Genomic DNA, 17,340 nt, shown 5'->3' with positions numbered 1-17,340 from the left:
ACCGCAACGTCAGTTTCGTGACAAAGAAACTAAGATGCTCATCGATGTTTGTTATGTAAGTCCATGTCAGAAGATGCCAAACACCCGGTCAAGGCCACCGAGAAGACGCTGGCCATCGTCGAGGCGCTGAAGGAGGAGGACGGTGGCCGCGTCACTCCCCTCGCGGAGTCGCTGGACATGAGCAAGAGCGTCGTCCACAACCATCTCGCGACGCTCCGGAAGCACGGGTACGTCGACCGGGACGGCGACGAGTACCGCCTCGGCATGAAGTTCCTCGACCTCGGCGGCTATCTCCGCCACAACATGAAGCTCTACCGGGTCGCCAAGCCCGAAGTCGACAAGATGGCCGAAGAGACGGGAGAGCTCGCGAATCTCCTCACCGAGGACAACGGCTGTGGGGTCTACCTCTACCGCGTGAAGGGAGAGCAGGCGGTGGACCTCGACACCTACGTCGGGCGGCGGACCAACCTCCACTACACCGCGCAGGGGAAGGCCATCCTCGCGCACCTCCCCGAGGAGCGACTCGAGCAGGTGATCGAGGAGAAGGGGCTGCCGAAGGCGACCAACAACACCATCACGGACCGCGAGGCGCTCGACCAGGCGCTCGCCGACATCCGCGAGCGCGGCTACGCCTACCACGAGGAGGAACGCCTCAAGGGGCTGCGGTCGATCGCCGCCCCGATAGTCACCGACGACGGGACGGTCCACGGCTCCATCAGCATCTCGGGACCGGCGAACCGGATGCGAGGCGAGACGGTGGAGTCGGAGATTCCCCGGCTTGTCCGTTCGACGTCGAACGCCATCGAACTCAACCTCAACTACACCGACATCTAGTCGTCGTCCTACGGCCGGGAGACGGCAGTGGGGGTGGTACGCCGTTCGCATCACGTCGCGCTGCACCGAAACAGACAAATCCGTCACGGGAGCTACGTGTACACATGGGCGAGACGTCGGGACCGCGGAGCAAGGTACAGCGGGTGATCGACGAGTACGAGCTGACGGGGATGGGCGAGCAGCTCGAAGCGTACTGGACGGGCGACGGCGAGGTCGAGTACAGCCTCCGCGAACTCGCGGACGTCTTCAACCGCGCCGTGTTGCGCGCCGCGCTGGACCGGGCTGGGGCGTCGCCGCTGGAGGGCGAGGTCGAGAACACGTACCGGCTGTTGACGGACGACTCGGTGAGCAGCGGCGTCCGGACGGAGACGCGGAACGCACTCGCGCGCGACGGCGTCGCCGTCGAGGAACTCGAGGACGACTTCGTGACCCACCAGGCGGTCCACACGTACCTGACGAAGCACCGCGGCGTGGAGTACGAGTCAGGCGGGGACGAGACGGACCAGGTCGAGAAGGGTGCCGAAACGATACAGCGGCTGCGGTCGCGAACGAGTGCCGTCGCGGAGACGACGCTCGAAAATCTCGAATCGACCGACCGTATCGCGCTGGGCGACTTCGACGTCTTCGTGGACGTGCGCGTGCTCTGTGACACCTGCGGACGGTCGTACACCGTCGACGACCTGCTCGAGGACGGGGGGTGTGCCTGCGCCGAGTCGGAGTGACCGGGCCCATTACAGCTTTAGTATCGTAATGGCCCTGTTGGCGACAGTCGGGTTTAAATGCCTGCACGCCAAGGTCGGCGGTATGGGAGCTACACAGGACGAACAGCTTCATCCGATAATCTCCGCGCGGAACATCGGTGGCATCGACGAGACGGAGGTGACGTTGGCGTCAGGCGTGACGGCACTGGCGGGGCGGAACGCGACGAACCGGACGTCGCTGCTGCAGGCGCTGATGGCCGCGCTCGGCAGCGACCGCGCGTCGCTCAAGGCCGACGCCGACGAGGGGACGGCCACGCTGGAACTGGGCGACGAGACGTACACGCGAACGCTGACGCGCGAGGACGGGGCGGTCGCGACGAGCGGCGACCCGTACCTCGACGACCCGGAACTCGCCGACCTGTTCGCGTTCCTGCTGGAATCGAACGAGGCGCGACAGGCGGTCGTGCGCGGCGACGACCTCCGCGACCTCATCATGCGGCCAATCGACACGGACCGGATCCAGGCCGAGATCGAGCAACTCGAGAGCGAGAAGCGCAGCCTCGACGAGCGACTCGACGAACTCGATGCGCTGTCGCGACGACTGCCGGAGCTCGAGGAACGGCGAACGCGCCTCGAATCGGAACTGGGGGAGAAGCGCGCGGAGCTCGCGGACAAGGAGGCCGAGATAGAGGACGCCGACGCTGACCTGGACGAGACGAGAGCCGAGAAGGAAGCGCTCGAGGAGAAGCTCGACGAACTCCGGGACGTCCGGTCGCAGCTCGAGGACGCACGGTTCGACATCGACACCGAGAAGGAGAGCCTCGAGGCGCTGCGCTCGGAAGCCGCGGAGCTGCAGGACGCGCTCGACGACACGGACGACGTCGCCGAACGGGACGTCGACGGCCTCGACGACGAGATCCGGCAGTTGCGCGACCGGAAGCGACAGGTCGACTCGACGATGTCCGAACTGCAGTCGGTCATCCAGTTCAACGAGGAGATGCTGGAGGGGAGCAGTCAGGACGTGGCCGACGCACTGCAGGGGGACGGCGAGTCCGGGTCGGCGTCGGACGACGCCATCACGGACCAGCTCGTCGACGACGCGGAGACGGTCGTCTGCTGGACCTGCGGGTCGGAGGTCGACCGCGAGAAGATCGAGGCGACGCTCGACCGACTGCGCACGCTCCGCCGCGAGAAGCGCAGCGAACGGAACGAGATCGGAGCCGAGATAGACGACGTCCAGGCCGAGAAGCGGACGGTAGAGGAGGCTCGACAGGAACGCGAGGAGGTGACGCGTCGACTCGACCAGCTCGACGCCGAAATCGAGGACCGGGAGACGCGGCTCGCCGAGTTGCGGACGACGCGCGACGAACTCGCCGACGAGATCGACGTACTCGAGGCTGACGTCGAGGCGCTCGAGCAGGGCGACTACAGCGACATCCTCGACCTCCACCGGGAGGCGAACCAGCTCGAGGTCGAGATCGGACGCATCGAGGACGACCTCGAGGACGTCGAGGCCGAGATCGCCGACGTGGAGGACGAACTGGCGACCAGGGAGGACGTCGAAGCGGAGCGCGAGCGCGTCCAGGAGGAACTCACCGAACTCCGGACGCGCGTCGACCAGATCGAGGCCCAGGCGGTCGAGCAGTTCAACGAGCACATGGCGACCGTCCTCGACCTGCTGGACTACGAGAACCTCGACCGCATCTGGATCGAGCGCACCGAGCGGGAGGTCCGGGAGGGGCGACGGACGGTCTCGAAGACCGTGTTCACCCTGCACATCGTCCGCAGCACGGAGTCGGGGGCGACCTACGAGGACACCATCGACCACCTCAGCGAGTCCGAGCGCGAGGTCACGGGACTGGTGTTCGCCCTCGCGGGCTACCTCGTCCACGACGTGTACGAGGAGGTGCCGTTCATCCTGCTCGACTCGCTGGAGGCGATCGACGCCGACCGCATCGCCGCTCTCGTCGACTACTTCGACGAGTACGCCGACCACCTCGTCGCCGCCCTGCTCGTCGAGGACGCCGCCGCCCTCGACGACGAGTACGAGCGCGTCACCGAGATCTGACCGACGCAGTACTCCACCGTTGCTGCGTCCGGGGGGCTCGTCCGGAGGCACACGCGGCGAACATCTTCAAAAGTGATTACTCATCCTCCCCCGGAGCAGGCAACGGCGGCAACGGCACACGCGATGCGCTCTCGGAAGGGTCGCCGAAGTGACGTCGCCAGTGCGACACGGACCGCCATAATCGGCCGTTCACAGCGTCGCCGTGCCTCCGGTCTCGTGCCAGAACCGTCGTCGGCCGCCACGGGGACGAACGAGGCAGCGCGCAGTCGTTGTCACTCGCCGACGTTCCGTCGAAGACGTCCGAGGAATCGTCACGCACGTCGTCGACGACGGCCGGCCACCGAGGCCAGCGATCGGCTACCGTCGTCGGCCCTGGCAGATCACTCTGCGAGGCGGCCAGGTGGTATCTGGTCCCGCCCGAATCGGCGTCGAGAACTACCGATTCGAGCCTCGACGCCACCACCGGCGAGCGCGTCCGCCATCCGACCTCTGGACAGGGTGATGGCGGGGACCGCCCTGACGTATGCGTGTAAAAATTTCTAATGCCGTGACCGACGACGGGAAGTAGACCGCCGCCGGCGGCCGGGGAGCACGCGCGGCGTCGACGTGCTCAGTTCAGTCGCCGCCCGAGGGTGACGCCGACGCCCACGAGCGCGACCGCGCCGACGCCCACGAGCGCGACGAGGAGCGGCGTGTCGAGCGTCGACGGCAGGCGGCTGACGTCGGAGACGACGCCGGACCCGCCCGACGCCGGGACGTCGCGCTGGAGCGGAACCGAGGCGGAGTCGGCCGACACGGCGATCCCCTCGGCGTTCGCGTCGTTGAGCCGGGTGTCCTCGGAAACGAGGGCGACGTCGGCGGACGTGTCGTTCTCGGCGACGACGGCGAAGGTGACGGTGGCGAACGTCGGAGCGTTCGACCCTTCGGCCTCCGACTGGGTGAAGAAGGCCCAGCCGGCGTCGTTGTTCACGTTCGTGACGGGGTCGCCGTAGTCGACGCCGTCGATGGACTTCACCGTGAGGACCGACGGGTCGAAGGTGAGGTTCGCCTGGTAGCCCGCGACGTTCCGGGCGTCCGTCGCCAGCGTGACCGTCACCGTGCCGTCGTCGCGGACGTCGCTCGACGAGAGCGCCAGTTTGGCGTCGGAAGACTGTGCGAGGCCGGACTGGACGACCGCCGGTGAAGCGAGCACCGACAGCACCAGCAGGCCGACGATGAACCGTGTCGTGTGTCGTGTTCGTGTCATGGATCGAATGGTGCCAACCGGCACCGATGCCCCGTCGGGGGCGTACGAGGGTGTGAGACACCCCGGATAACGGGAACGCCGGTGAAGGCGCAGTGAACTAGCTGTGCGTCGTTCGTCGTCTACGCACCGCCCGTCGCCTGCGCGCCGTTCGCGCCGACGATCTTCTGGAGGATGGCGGTCACGTCGGCCGACGTGATGACGTCGTCGCCGTTCATGTCCGCGGACGCCTCGTAGAACGGCCCGTCGATGGGCTGGCCGACGATGTAGCGCTGGACCAGGGTGGCGTCGGCCGCGGAGACCTCGCCGTCGCCGTTCACGTCGCCGAGGGCAGTCCGGGCGACCGACACGGACCCGGGCGAGTAGTCGACGTAGCGCGTCGACCCGTTCGCCGCGTTCAGGACCGTGTCCTCGTAGACGAACGAGAGGTTCGTCGCGACCGCCCGCTCCTCGGCGGTGACGTCGAACGTTATCTCCGCGAAGACCGGCGAGTCAGCGTTCGTTGCCTGCGCCTGCGAGACGTAGACCCAGCCCTCGTCGTTGTTCACGTTGACGACGGGATCGGCGAAGTCGATCCCCTCGACGTTCGTGACCTCGACGACCGACGGGTCGAACGTGACGTTCGCCTGGTAGCCGGCGACGTCCGTCGCGTCAGTCCTGACCCTGACGGACGCTTCGCCGTCCGGCTGAACCGTGTCCTCGGTTGTCGAGAGGGTTCCGACGGGGTTCCCGCCCGTCGCCGCGAACGACACGGCGTTCGCCAGGATACTGTCGGCCGTGTCGGTGTAGTCGCCGTTGCCGACGTACGTCGTGCGGCCGAGCGACGAGGCCAGCACCGTCATCGAACCGTCGTCGACGGCGAAGCCGGACCCCTTGAGCCCGTCCTGGTCGCCGACTTCGGCGAGGACGGTCGCGTCGGTGCCGTCGAACCAGTCGTGGTCGCCCCACGAACCGGTGTGGATCTCGACGGTCTCACCCGGGGCAGCGATGCCCTCGAAGATGGGGTGCGAGTCCGTCAGTTCGTAGACGACGGGTTGGGAGCCGAAGCCGTCGTCGTCGACGGATTCGGGGTCGCCGATGCTGTCGGAGCGAGCCTCGATACCGTTGCTGTCACTACCCCACTGGTCGAGGTAGACGACGCCGAACCGGCGTGGCTGCGTGCTCTCGACGAACTCCTCGGCGTTCGCGTCGCGAACCTGCTGGACGACGAAGCCGTCGTAGGTCGGGAGCGCGTCGAGCGCGGTGTCGGAGGTGACCGTGGCAACCTCGTAGTTCGCCGGGAGTTCCGAGCGGAGGGTGGCGGCGACCGCTTCGCCCCATCCCTGTCCGCTGTCGTCGACGACGCCGACGGTCGTGTACTCCTCGAACACCTGGGTCGGGCCGGTGGTGAGGGTCTCGCTGTCTCCGAGGCCGGCGAACGTGTGTTCGAGTGCGATGCTACCGTTCGTGTTCGCGGTCGTCTCGACCGTGACGGTGAGTTCGCCGGAGTAGGGTTCGTCGAACTGTAGCGGCTCGCCGAACGCTGCCCGCTCGCCGTTCACGAACAGGGTCGCGTTCTCTGCCGCGTAGTCGCCGGCGAGGTCGATGGTCGCCGATTCGAGGTTCGCAGCCCGCACGGAGAGCGAGAGCGACTCGCCGCCCTCGACCGCGTCGGGCTGTGCCTGCGTCGGTTCGACCGCGAGCGTCGGAGCCAGCGAGAAGTTCTGGGCGACGAAGCTCCCGTTCGGCACGGAGACCGTCGCGCTGTCGGACTCGTAGCCGAACGCCGAGGCGGTCACCGTGTGCTCGCCCTCCGCCGCGAGGAGGGTGTACTCGCCGTTCGGGCCGGTCGTCGCGCTGAAGCTGCCGTCGGCCAGCGCCACCGTCGCGCCCGGGACCGCCGTCCCGTTCGTGTCGGTGACGGTGCCGTTCACGCCGTTGTCGAGGGCGACGAGGTCGGTCGCGGCCTTCGCGTCGACGATGCCGGTGCCGTAGCGCGTGTCGTTCCCGGCCGGTTCGTCGGCGGGTTTCCAGGCCGTCTCGTACAGCGCGGACTTGACGGCGCCGTTGGACAGGTCACCGCCCGACGCCGAGAGCATCAGGGCGATCGAGCCAGCCGTGTGGGGGGCTGCCATCGACGTGCCGTCGTATTCGGCGTAACCGCCACCGGGGACGGAGCTCTTCACCGACACGCCGGGCGCGGCGACGTCGGGGACGACGTAGGAGTCGGGCCAGCTCTCGGGAGCGTCCGACCCCCAGGCGGCGTCGGTGTCGATCTCCTCGCCGCTGGAGAAGCTGGCGACGTCCGCGTCCGCGTCGGTCGCGCCGACGGCGACGGACTCGTAGACGTTCCCGGGCGACCCCGAGCTACCTGGGCCGCTGTTTCCGGAGGAGGCCGCGACGACGACGCCCGCAGCGTGTGCGTTGCGGACCGGCTCCAGCATCTCCGTGGAGTAGCCGCCCGCACCGAGGCTCATGCTGATGACGTCGGCGTCCTGGTTGACGGCCCACTCCATGCCGCCTGCGACCTGTGCGAACGACCCGCCGCCACTGGGGAGGACGAGTCCGTGCATCAGGTCGACGTCGGGCGCGACGCCGATGTACTCGCCGCTCGCGTTCCCGCCGGAGACGGTCCCGCTGGTGTGGGTCCCGTGACTGTCGGTGTCGTGCGGTTCGCTGCCGGGGACGACGTTCCCCTCGTCGTCGAACTCGGCCCAGCCGCCGGGATACGTCGGGTCGCTGCTGTCGTTCGTGTAGAGGTCGATGTCGGGGTGGGAGACGTCGACGCCCGTGTCGAGGACGGCGACCTTCACGCCCGCGCCTTTCGTCCCGTAGGCGTCCCAGACCTCCGTCGCGTTGACCTGGTCGACGCCGTAGGTGGTGTTCGGACCGTCGTCGGACGTCCGGGCGGGAGCAGCGTCGGTCTCCGTGGTCGACTGCTCCGGAATCTCGACCTGGAAGTTCGCGTGGAGTTGCGTGACGTAGCTCTCCTTCGCGAGTTCGTCGAGGTCGACCTGGCTCTGGTCGACCTCCAGCAGGACGGCGTTGGTCAGCCAGAACCGCTGGCGGACGTCCACGCCGTCGGTCCGTTTCGCGTACGCGAGGACCGACCGCTGGGTCGTCCTGGCGTGACGTTTCAACTGTCGGATGGCCGACTCGCGGTCGGTCGACGGGGCGACGTCCGCCTCCTGCAACCGAACGACGACCTGGGTCGTGTCGCCTGCTCGTTCGAGCGCCGGGTCGACCTGGACCGCGGAAACGCCCGGTGAGTTGTCAGTTGTCGATACCATTGAGGACGCCTGTCCGGTCTCGGGGACGGCCGCAACTGCAAAGGGTGCGGACGCCGATAGCGAAACCAGACAGACGAGCAGGGCTGCCAGCACCTTCGTCTGTCTACTTGTCATAGGGTGTACGCTCCGTTAGCGAGCCTGCACTTTATTCTGCGTTGCAGGCATGAAAATACAATAAGCGTTTAGTAATAAGTTTAATTTAGCTATAATTTTATATAGAATCCGTCCTGTCCGCGCCCCGATATAATTTCGGGATTTCACAGTGTGAAAATTTTTCGCGGTGTGACGGAGATGTCGAGTAGCGCCACAATCTTCGAGGAGTGAGAGAACGGTCCCGTGCAGCAAGTACACCGCCGCCTTCGGCCGGAGACCTCGACGTCGGTGGGACGGCCAGTCGACAGCGCACCGGTCGGCAGGACTACAGGTCTGGCAGACGGTCACCCAGGCGGAGAGGACGGGTGACGGAGGGCCGACCGGTGGAAACCTCCTGTTCCGTGACGGAGACGGGACGTTCATTCCAGTCGGTGACCCGACAGCTACGGACGAGCGAAGAGAACGGTGGGCAGCGCCCCATACCCGTTCGCGGGCTGAAGTCGGACGGCTACACGTGCTGTGTCGTCTTCGGATGTCGACGCGTGCACGGCCACACCGGGCGGTTCGACTCCCCGGCCGTCGATTCACCGGGCACGACCGACGGCCGGACCGTCATTCGCCCACGCCGAGGTGGTCGTACAGGAACGTCCACTCCTCGACCTGCTCCTGGACCGCCGACGAGGTGGACGCGCCACCGCCGTGGCCGGTGTCGCTCCGCGTCCGCAGGAGGAACGGGCCGCCGTCGGCCTCCGTCTGCAGTCGCGCCGCCATCTTCCGGGCGTGGGCGGGGTGGACGCGCGTGTCCTCCGCCGCGGTCGTGAACAGGACCGGCGGATACTCGACGCCCGCCTCGACGTTGTGGTACGGCGAGTACTCGCGGAGGGATGCGAACGCCTCGGGGTCCCCGGGATTGCCGTACTCGGCGGTCCACGACGCCCCGAGCAGGAACTCGTGGAACCGCAGCATGTCGAGCAGCGGGACCGACGAGCGCGCCGCGGCCCAGAGGTCCGGCCGCTGGGTGACGACGGCGCCGACCGACAGGCCGCCGTTCGAGCGACCGGTGACCGCCAGCCGGTCGGGGTTCGTGTAGCCGACCGAACAGAGGTGCTCGGCCGCCGCGACGAAGTCGTCGAAGGTGTGCTGTTTCTTCGCCAGCATGCCGTCCTCGTGCCACGACTCGCCGTACTCGTCGCCGCCGCGGGCGCACACCTGCGCGTACACGCCGCCGTCCGCGAGGAACGGCACGCGGAAGCGGTCGAAGTTCGGCGGTCGACCGGAGCGGAACCCGCCGTACCCGTGGAGCACCGCCGGGTTGTCGCCGTCGCGCTCGACCCCCGCGCGGTGACAGACGAACAGCGGAACCTCGGTGCCGCCGGACGATTCGACGAACGCCTGGCGGACGACCAGGTCGTCGGGGACGCCGACGTCGACCCGCGCGAGTTCGCGCGCGTCGCCCGACGAGGCGTCCGCCCGGACGACCGTCGGAGGGCGGTGGAACGACTCCACCTGGTAGAACACCCTGTCGGCGACGGCGTCCGCCCGTAGCTGGGACACCGACGCGTAGTCGGGCAGCGGGAGGTCCCGGGTGCGGTCGCCGTCGCGATCGTGGACGGCGAGACGCGCGCGCGCATCTTCCAGGTGGTAGACCACGACGTGCTCCGACGTGACGGCGAACGACTGGAGGACGGCCTCGCGCTCGGGCACGACCGTCTCGCACTCGTCGAGCGAGAGGTCGCCCTCGCGGAACCGCGCGAGCGGGCAGGCGAGGACGCGCCCGCGCGGCGCGCCGTGGTCGGTCTGGAGGAAGACGGTGCCGTCGTGGAACACCACGTACGTCTCGGCGTCGACGTCGTCGAGAACGGGGCGGAGCTCGCCGTCGACGTGGACGTACCAGTCGATGCCGCCGCCGACGGCCGAGAGCCCGACCGCAAGCGTTCCCGACCCGACCCGGACCGTCGGCCAGACCTGCTCGTCGTCGTTCGCGAGCAGCGTCGACTCGGTCCCGTCGAACCGCCAGTGACGCAGTTCCGTCCTCATCTGCGCGCCCGCGTCCGGGTCGCCGGTGGCGACGTAGTAGAGGCCTTCGCCGTCGGCGTCCCACGCGACCATCCCCGGGCTCACCGCGTCGAACCCGATGAGTCCGAGGTACACCCGACCGCGGTCCGCCAGGACGGCCACCTCCTCGCCGTCGGGCACGCTCAGGACGTGGACGTCCACCTGCTCGTCGCCGCCCTCGGTGACGCCGACGGCGACGTGCTCGCCGTCGGGCGACGGCAGGTGCCAGGCCATCGACCGCGTGGGGGCGTCCGCGGCGGCGTTCGCCGGCCACTCCGCGGGGGCGACGAGGACGTGCCCCTCGTCGCCCGGCGATTCGCGCACGAGCAGTCGGGGATGGTCCTCCTCGGGGCGCTCGACCGTCTGGAAGTAGCGACCGCCGGCAGCCTTGACGGGTCCGTAGTCGCGCACGTCGGCGAGGGGCTCCATCGCCGAACGCAACCGCTCGCGCGTCGGCGAGTCGAGGTGGGCGTCGGCGTACTCGTTCTGCGCCGCCGTCCACTGGGCGACCGCCTCGCCGTCGCCCTCGAGCCACCGGTAGGGGTCGCGCACCTCGACGCCGTGGCGCGTCTCGACGACCTCCTCGCGTCTCGTCGCCGGCGGGGCGGTTGATTCGTCACCCGGATTCGACATGTTTCCCCGTTGGAAGGGCGCGTCGAAAAAACGATGCGGTCGACCGCGACGGCTTACGTCTCGGCCGTGGCGACCTGCCCGCCGGTCGAGAGCAGGCGGTTGAACGCGTCGAGCATCGCCTCGACGCTGGCGCGGGTGATGTCCGCGTCGCTCGCGCCCATGGTCACCGAGCGGTCGCCGCGGGTCACCTCGACCTCGACCGTGACCAGCGCGTCCGTCCCGCCGGTGACGGCGTCGACGTGGTATGATTCGAGCGTCGCGTCGAGGTCGAGCGCCTCGCGCGTGGCGGTGACGGCCGCGTCGACCGGGCCGCTCCCGACGCCGCTGGCGACGCGCTCCTCGCCCCTGACGGAGAGGCGGACGCTCGCCGTCGGCGTCGCGCCGCCGCTCGCGGCGGTGAGGTCGAGCAGTTCGACGGGGCGGTCGCGCTCGCGGCCCTGCACCTCGTCGGCGATGGCGAGCAGGTCGGCGTCGGTGACCCGCCGCCCCCTGTCGGCGATGGTCTTGATCTGGTCGACGACCGCCGCGAGTTCGTCGTCGGTGACGTCCACGCCGTGTTCGTCCAGCGCGGCGCGGACGCCCGCGCGCCCGGCGTGCTTGCCGAGGACGAGGCGGCGCTCGCGCCCGACGGCCTCCGGCGGGTACGGTTCGTACATCGCGTCGTCCTTGAGCGTCCCGTCGGTGTGGATGCCCGACTCGTGGGTGAAGGCGTTCTCGCCGACGACGGCCTTGTTCGGCGCGAGCGGGACGCCGGTCGCCGACGCGACCGTCGCCGCGAGGTCGTAGAGCCCGTCGAGGTCGACGGTCTCGACGTCGTAGCCGCGGTCGAGCGCGACCGCGACCTCCTCCAGCGCGACGTTGCCGGCGCGCTCGCCGATGCCGTTGACCGTCGCGTGGACGAGGTCCGCGCCGGCGGCGACGCTGACGAGCGCGTTCGTCACCGCCAGGCCGAGGTCGTCGTGGGTGTGCGTGCTCGTCGGCCCGAGCGCCGCGAGTCGCGACACCGCGTCGAGGGTGCGGTCCGGCGTCGCGTGGCCAACCGTGTCGCAGTAGCAGATGCGGTCTGCGCCGGCGTCCAGCGCCGCGTCCATCAGCCGTTCGAGGAAGTCGAGGTCGGCGCGCGAGCCGTCCTCGCCGAGGACCTCGACCCAGAGGCCGTGCTCCTTGGCGTACTCGGTGAGGTGGACGGTCGTCTCGACCACGTCCGCGCGCGTCGAGCCGACCTTCCCCTCGACGTGGCGGTCGCTCGCTGGCACGACGAGGTTGACGCCGTCGACGCCGCAGTCGAGCGCCAGGTCGACGTCGTGCTCGACGCCGCGCGCGAAGCTGGTGACCGTCGCGTCGAGGTCGAGGTCGGCGACGCGCGAGATGGTCTCGCGCTCGCCCGGCCCGGTGCAGGCGCTGCCGGCCTCGACGACGTCCACGCCGACGGCGTCGAGTTCGCGGGCGACGTCGGCTTTCTCGCTCGGCGTGAGCGACACCCCCGGTGCCTGTTCGCCGTCGCGGAGCGTCGTGTCGAGGAACTGTACGTCAGAATCGGAGAGGTGGGTTGTGTCGGGGTGACCCCCGAATAAATCGACCACTGGTCATGATAGCCACTCGACCGTGAGAGGTGCACACACATAATACGCCGGAGTCGGGCAGATATTGCTGTCAGATAGCAAGGGTCACCGGTAGGCGAGTCCGATGGCGAGGGTGGTAGCGACGAAGCCGCCCGCCGCAATGGCGAGGACGACGGCGGGACCCGCGTCGACCCAGATGGCCGGCGCGAGCGGGAGGGCGAGGACGCCACAGAGGATGGCCGCGCCCCCGACGCGTCGCGCGGTGTCGCGGTCGACGTCGGGCGACGTGAGCAGTTCCCGGCGGTCGCGACACCGGATGAACCAGCCGAGGACGATACACAGCGCGGCGGCGACGAGCACCGTCCCGGCACCGACCACCCGCTCCGGCACGTCTGCGACGACCGCCGCGCCGAGCAGGCCCAGGAGGACCCCGCTGAGGCCGACGACGAGGGCGTTCGACCGCACCGCCGCGTCGTCGTCGGGGTCGACGTCGTACAGACGGCGGAGCGGACTGTCGGGCCGCAGTGAGTGGAGGGCGACGCCGACGAACAGCACCGCCGTCAGGAGAGTGATCGACAGGGCGACAATCTCCGAACCCATACGTCACCATTCGTACCTGTAACTGAAAAGGACGAGGGTCGACTGCGGCCGATAGCGTCGCAATCCGCGCCGGGGCAGGCGGACGAATATATGGGATAGTCACGTACTTGCGTCGTGTGTCCACCAGCTACCCCGACGGATGGGAGTATCGCAGCCTCGATCCACCTCGTGACGAGACGCGGAAGGAGGCGACGGACCCGACAGCGCAGCTCAACGAGCTCGGCGCGGAGGGCTGGGAACTCGTCGACACGATAGAGTACAGCGGCGGCGGGACGAAGCTCCTCCTCCTCAAGCGTCCGCTCGACCACGACGCGGAGACAACGGATGAGTGACCGGGACCCCGGGAGCATCGGTACCGCGGACAGGATGCGCGAGCGGGCGAACGAGAACCGCCTCAAGATCTGGCTGCTGTTCCGGACGAACCGGTTCCTGCTCACCGCGCTGCTCGCGGCGTTCGTGTTCGTCTCCCTCGTCGCGACGAGCGTCGTCCTCGAGCCGTCGCTCGCGACGGAGCTGCGGTCCGCCGACACCATCGAGACGACCTTCTCGGCGATGATCGGCGTCATCGTGACCGGGACGACGCTCGTCGTCTCGATCAGCCAGCTCGTGCTCTCGCAGGAGAACGGACCGCTGGGCGACCAGCGCAGGCGCATGAGCGACACGATGGACTTCCGGACGCACACGAAGGACATGTTCGGCGGCGTCGTCCCGGCCGACCCGAACTCGTTCCTCAGCCAGTTGATCGACGAGACCGAGCGGCGAGCGGAGGCGCTCGACCGCATCGTCCGCGAGAGCGACGACGACGAACTGATCGAGCAGGTGGGGGAGTTCGTCGACAGCGTACACGGGAACGCCAAGGCGGTCCAGAGCAGCCTCGAGGGAGCGAAGTTCGGGACGTTCGACGTGCTGTTCGCCGCGCTGAACTTCAACTACGGGTGGAAGATATACCAGGTCGAACGGATGAACGAGGAGTTCTCGGCGTCGCTTTCCGACGACCAGCGGGCGGCGTTCGAGGAGTTGCGGACCGCGCTCGCGATGTTCGGGCCGGCGCGCGAGCACGTGAAGACGCTCTACTTCCAGTGGGCGCTGGTCGACCTCTCGATGTACATCCTCTACGCGGCGGTGCCGGCGCTGGTCGTCGCCGGCGGGATGCTCACGTTCGTCAGCAGCGAGACGTTCACCGGGGCCTTCCTGTCGGTCCCGACCGTGACGTGGGTCACCAGCGCGGCGTTCACCGTGACCCTGGTCCCGTTCCTGCTGTTCACGTCGTACATCCTCCGCATCGCGCCGGTCGCCAAGCGGACGCTCGCCATCGGCCCGCTCATCCTCCGGGAGTCACAGCGGTAGTTCGTCCCCGTCGAACCCTCGACCGGCACCGCCAGAACCAGGACGTCCCGGGCGTCACCCGTCGACGCGTCCTCGGGGCAACCGTCCCGGCGGCGGTCAGCCACGACGTCAGCCGGCAGTCCCGCCGACCGTTCCCGCTCCCTCGGTGCCCGTCGGGAGCGGAGCGACTGTTGCCCCGGTCGTGGTGGGTGCCGCGGTCGCTGTCGCCGGCGCTTCACCCGTGGTCTCCGCCGGCGGCTGCGCCGTCGTCGTGGGCTGGCCGGGCGGCGTCTCCGTCGCCGTCTGCTGGCCGAGACACGCTTCGAGGTTCCGCTGCTGAGCTGCAGCGACCTGCTCGCCAGCGGGCGTGAAGACGGAGGCGTTGACCACCACGTACCCCTCGAAGCCGAGGTCGGCCGTCGTGTTCGTCCACGTCCAGTTCCCGGGGTCGTCCGGCGACGCGACGAAGTTCTCCGGGGCGAGGTCCAGGGTCAGCAGCCGCGCGTCGTCGAGGTTCGCCGGGTCGACGACCACCGCCTGGAGGCGGTACTGGCTGCGGTTCGTCGTGTCGAACGTGATCTCCGTGCAGGTGAGGTTCAGTCCGTACCGGTCCTCGGCAGGGACCGCAGTCGTGGTCGTGGCGTTGGTCGCGGGCGTCGTGGTCGTGGCGTTGGTCGCGGTGGCCGTTCCTGCCGTCCCGGGCGTCGTCGTGGTGCCAGGGAGAGTCGCGGTTCCGGTCGGTCCACCGGGCGTCGTCCTGGTCGGCTCGCCGGCGGGCGTCCCGGGCGTCGGAGCGACCGCCGTCGTCGTGTCCGGGAACAGTTCGACGGTCCCCGTCGTGGTCGGGAGCACGTCGACGGTCCCCGTCGTCGTGTTCGGCAGGACGGCGGTCGTGGTCGTCGTCTCGGTCGGGGTCTCCGTCGGTGGGCCGGGAGTCTCGTCGGGCGTCGGCGACGTCACCGCCACGGTCTGGGTCGTCTCTATCGTCGTCGGTTCGGCGGTCGTCGTGACGTCCTCGACGTCCGTCGCCGCCTCTCGCGCCGCCGTTGCCAACTCCGCCGGCGGGGCGTCCGGACTCTGGACGGCGATGCCGGCCGCGGCGACCACGCCGGTACGGGCCGCGGCGCGGACCTGTGCCTCGTCGGTCACGGACCGTTCGACGGCGGCCGTCGCCGCGCCGCTCGCCGCGCCGAGCGTCGCCGACTGCACCTGCTCGACCGACACCGCCTGGCTCTGGCCGACGCCGCCGGCGGCAGCACCCTGGGCGGCCGCCTGGAGCTGCGTGACGCTCGCGCGCTGGGACTGCCTGAGCGCGCCGACCGCGGCGCCGACGGTCGCCGCCTGGACCTGCCGGACGTTCACGGCCTGCACCTGCGTGACGCCGCCGCGGGCCGACCCGGCCGCGACCGCCTGCACCTGCTCGACGGTCACCTGCTGACTCTGGGCGGCACCGACGACGGCCCCGCGGGCGCTCCCGCTCGCGGCGAACTGGATCTGGACGACGGTCACGACCTGCTGCTGGACGACGACGAGCGCCCCGCTCGCCGCGCCGCGTGCGGCCGCCTGTATCTGGACCACCGTCACCTGCTGGCGCTGGACCAGCGCCCCGCTCGCCGCGCCGAACGCCGCGGACTGGAGCTGTTCGACCGTCACGCGCTGGCTCTGGGAGATCGCGCCCGCCGCCGCACCGCTGGACGCGGACTGCACCTGCTCGACGGTCACCTCCTGGCGCTGGACGAGGCTCCCCCGCGCGGCGGCGAGGGCGGTCACCTGCACCTGCTTCGGGTCGGCCGTCGTGCTCCCGTTCAGCACGCCGCGGGCGGCACCCACCGCGGCCGCCTGGAGCTGTTCGACCGACACCCGCTGGCGCTGGACGAGCGCGCCGTAGGTGGCACCCTGGGCCGCCTCCTGTATCTGCGCGACGGCCGAAGCGTTCTGGACCGCACCGGCGACCGCGCCGCGCGCACCGCCGCGCGTGGCGACCTGGAGCTGTTCGACGGTCGCTCGCTGGCTCGCCGCGACGCCGCCGTGTCCCGCACCGAACGCGGCGGCCTGGACCTGCGAGACGGTCGCGCGCTGGCGCTGGGAGAGCGCTCCCTGCATCGCGCCCGCCGTCGCCTGCTGCACCTGCGAGACGTTCACCCGCTGGCTCTGGAGCAGCACGCCGTGGGCAGCGCCCTGCGCGGCCGCCTGTATCTGCGAGACGTTCGCGTCCTGCGTCTGTCGGACGACGCGAGCCGCTGCCTCCGCCGCCGCGCGCCGCTTCTCAGACGGGACCGACGCGCCGCTGACCGCCGCGATGCGGGCACCCCGACGCACTCCTCGCACGGCGGCGCGTCTGCGCTCGGCCGTCGACTGCGACTGCGACTCTTGCGCGCTCGCGTGGGCGGACGGTTGCTCGACGGGCAGTACCGACGGCGACGCAGCGAGCGCGGATGGATGCACATCAGCGGCGGAGGACCGGTCCCCGCTCGCGGACTGGCCGTCGGTCCGGCGGTCGGACGTCGTGGCGACGCCGGCACTCGCGACGAGGGCGAGGGCCACCACGACCACGACCGCGCGTGTCGTTCGACTCATGCGGCTAACATCAGAGGGGACCACGTTCAAGCCCAGGCGCCGTTAATTCCGTTCGGCGGAGCGGAGAACGACGAAAGCGGCCGATACGGTGTCGGCGACGCGAACGTGTCCGAGCCCGCCGGCCCCGTAACGTTCGTTACCACGCCACGTTCGCGACGGCGCGTTCCCGCCGACGGGACGCTCAACGTCGCGCCTCGCGCGAGACGCCGCCGGAGCGATGGACGACGGCCGGAAGAATGAGGCGTCGTCAAGACGTAGCTCTCCGGCGGTTCGACCCGGCAGGCCCGTGCGAGGAAGCACTGGTGCGAGGACGTACCGCAACCTGCGACACGCGCCAGCGGGCGACCGGTCGGTCCGGGCCCCGGCCGAATCAGGAGGA

The 17,340-nt window shown here is 69.6% G+C and carries 11 protein-coding genes; 5 read left to right on the top strand and 6 right to left on the bottom strand.

The genetic code is table 11. From position 1 onward, the window contains the following. The first annotated feature begins 63 nt into the window (after nt 1-63). From NKT36_RS18310 to NKT36_RS18300, 3 genes are all read left to right on the top strand, one after another. Nucleotides 64-834, top strand: coding sequence for an IclR family transcriptional regulator (locus NKT36_RS18310; RefSeq protein ID WP_327053870.1), 771 nt, complete (start codon nt 64-66; stop codon nt 832-834). 104 nt (nt 835-938) lie between these two features. Continuing rightward, nucleotides 939-1,556, top strand: a complete 618-nt coding sequence (gene rdfA, locus NKT36_RS18305; protein ID WP_327053869.1) for a rod-determining factor RdfA — start codon at nt 939-941, stop codon at nt 1,554-1,556. An 82-nt stretch (nt 1,557-1,638) separates the two neighbouring features. Continuing rightward, complete coding sequence (locus NKT36_RS18300) at nt 1,639-3,603, top strand: archaea-specific SMC-related protein (RefSeq protein ID WP_327053868.1); 1,965 nt, start codon at nt 1,639-1,641, stop codon at nt 3,601-3,603. Nucleotides 3,604-4,213: 610 nt separating this feature from the next. On the opposite strand, the gene NKT36_RS18295 is transcribed toward NKT36_RS18300, so the two are convergent. From NKT36_RS18295 to NKT36_RS18275, 5 genes are all read right to left on the bottom strand, one after another. Next, nucleotides 4,214-4,849, bottom strand: a complete 636-nt coding sequence (locus tag NKT36_RS18295) for a cohesin domain-containing protein (RefSeq protein WP_327053867.1) — start codon at nt 4,847-4,849, stop codon at nt 4,214-4,216. A 119-nt stretch (nt 4,850-4,968) separates the two neighbouring features. Further along, a complete protein-coding gene (locus NKT36_RS18290) occupies nt 4,969-8,115 on the bottom strand; it encodes a S8 family serine peptidase (protein ID WP_327053866.1) in 3,147 nt (1,048 codons plus the stop codon). Between the two features lie 705 nt (nt 8,116-8,820). Then, a complete protein-coding gene (locus NKT36_RS18285; RefSeq protein ID WP_327053865.1) occupies nt 8,821-10,896 on the bottom strand; it encodes a prolyl oligopeptidase family serine peptidase in 2,076 nt (691 codons plus the stop codon). A 53-nt stretch (nt 10,897-10,949) separates the two neighbouring features. Further along, nucleotides 10,950-12,479 carry a (R)-citramalate synthase gene (locus NKT36_RS18280; protein ID WP_327053864.1) on the bottom strand — a complete coding sequence of 510 codons (1,530 nt, stop codon included), beginning with the start codon at nt 12,477-12,479 and terminating at the stop codon, nt 10,950-10,952. A gap of 84 nt (nt 12,480-12,563) precedes the next feature. Next, a complete protein-coding gene (locus NKT36_RS18275) occupies nt 12,564-13,058 on the bottom strand; it encodes a hypothetical protein (RefSeq protein WP_327053863.1) in 495 nt (164 codons plus the stop codon). Between the two features lie 116 nt (nt 13,059-13,174). On the opposite strand from NKT36_RS18275, the gene NKT36_RS18270 reads away from it, so the two are divergent. Continuing rightward, entirely contained in the window at nt 13,175-13,390 is a 216-nt protein-coding gene (locus tag NKT36_RS18270) for a hypothetical protein (RefSeq protein ID WP_327053862.1), read from the top strand. Beyond that, on the top strand, nt 13,383-14,405 hold the full coding sequence (locus tag NKT36_RS18265) for a hypothetical protein (RefSeq protein ID WP_327053861.1): 1,023 nt from the start codon (nt 13,383-13,385) through the stop codon (nt 14,403-14,405). The genes NKT36_RS18270 and NKT36_RS18265 overlap by 8 nt, the downstream gene beginning before the upstream one ends. Nucleotides 14,406-14,513: 108 nt before the next feature. Here the strand turns inward: NKT36_RS18265 and NKT36_RS18260 are convergent, their stop codons facing one another. Continuing rightward, on the bottom strand, nt 14,514-16,961 hold the full coding sequence (locus NKT36_RS18260; protein ID WP_327053860.1) for a hypothetical protein: 2,448 nt from the start codon (nt 16,959-16,961) through the stop codon (nt 14,514-14,516). Nucleotides 16,962-17,340: the final 379 nt, after the last annotated feature.

Source organism: Halomicrococcus gelatinilyticus (assembly GCA_024227995.1).
GTDB classification, from domain to species: domain Archaea; phylum Halobacteriota; class Halobacteria; order Halobacteriales; family Haladaptataceae; genus Halomicrococcus; species Halomicrococcus gelatinilyticus.
The sequence above is the reverse complement of the archived record's forward strand: the minus strand, read 5'-3'. Positions and strand labels throughout refer to the sequence as shown.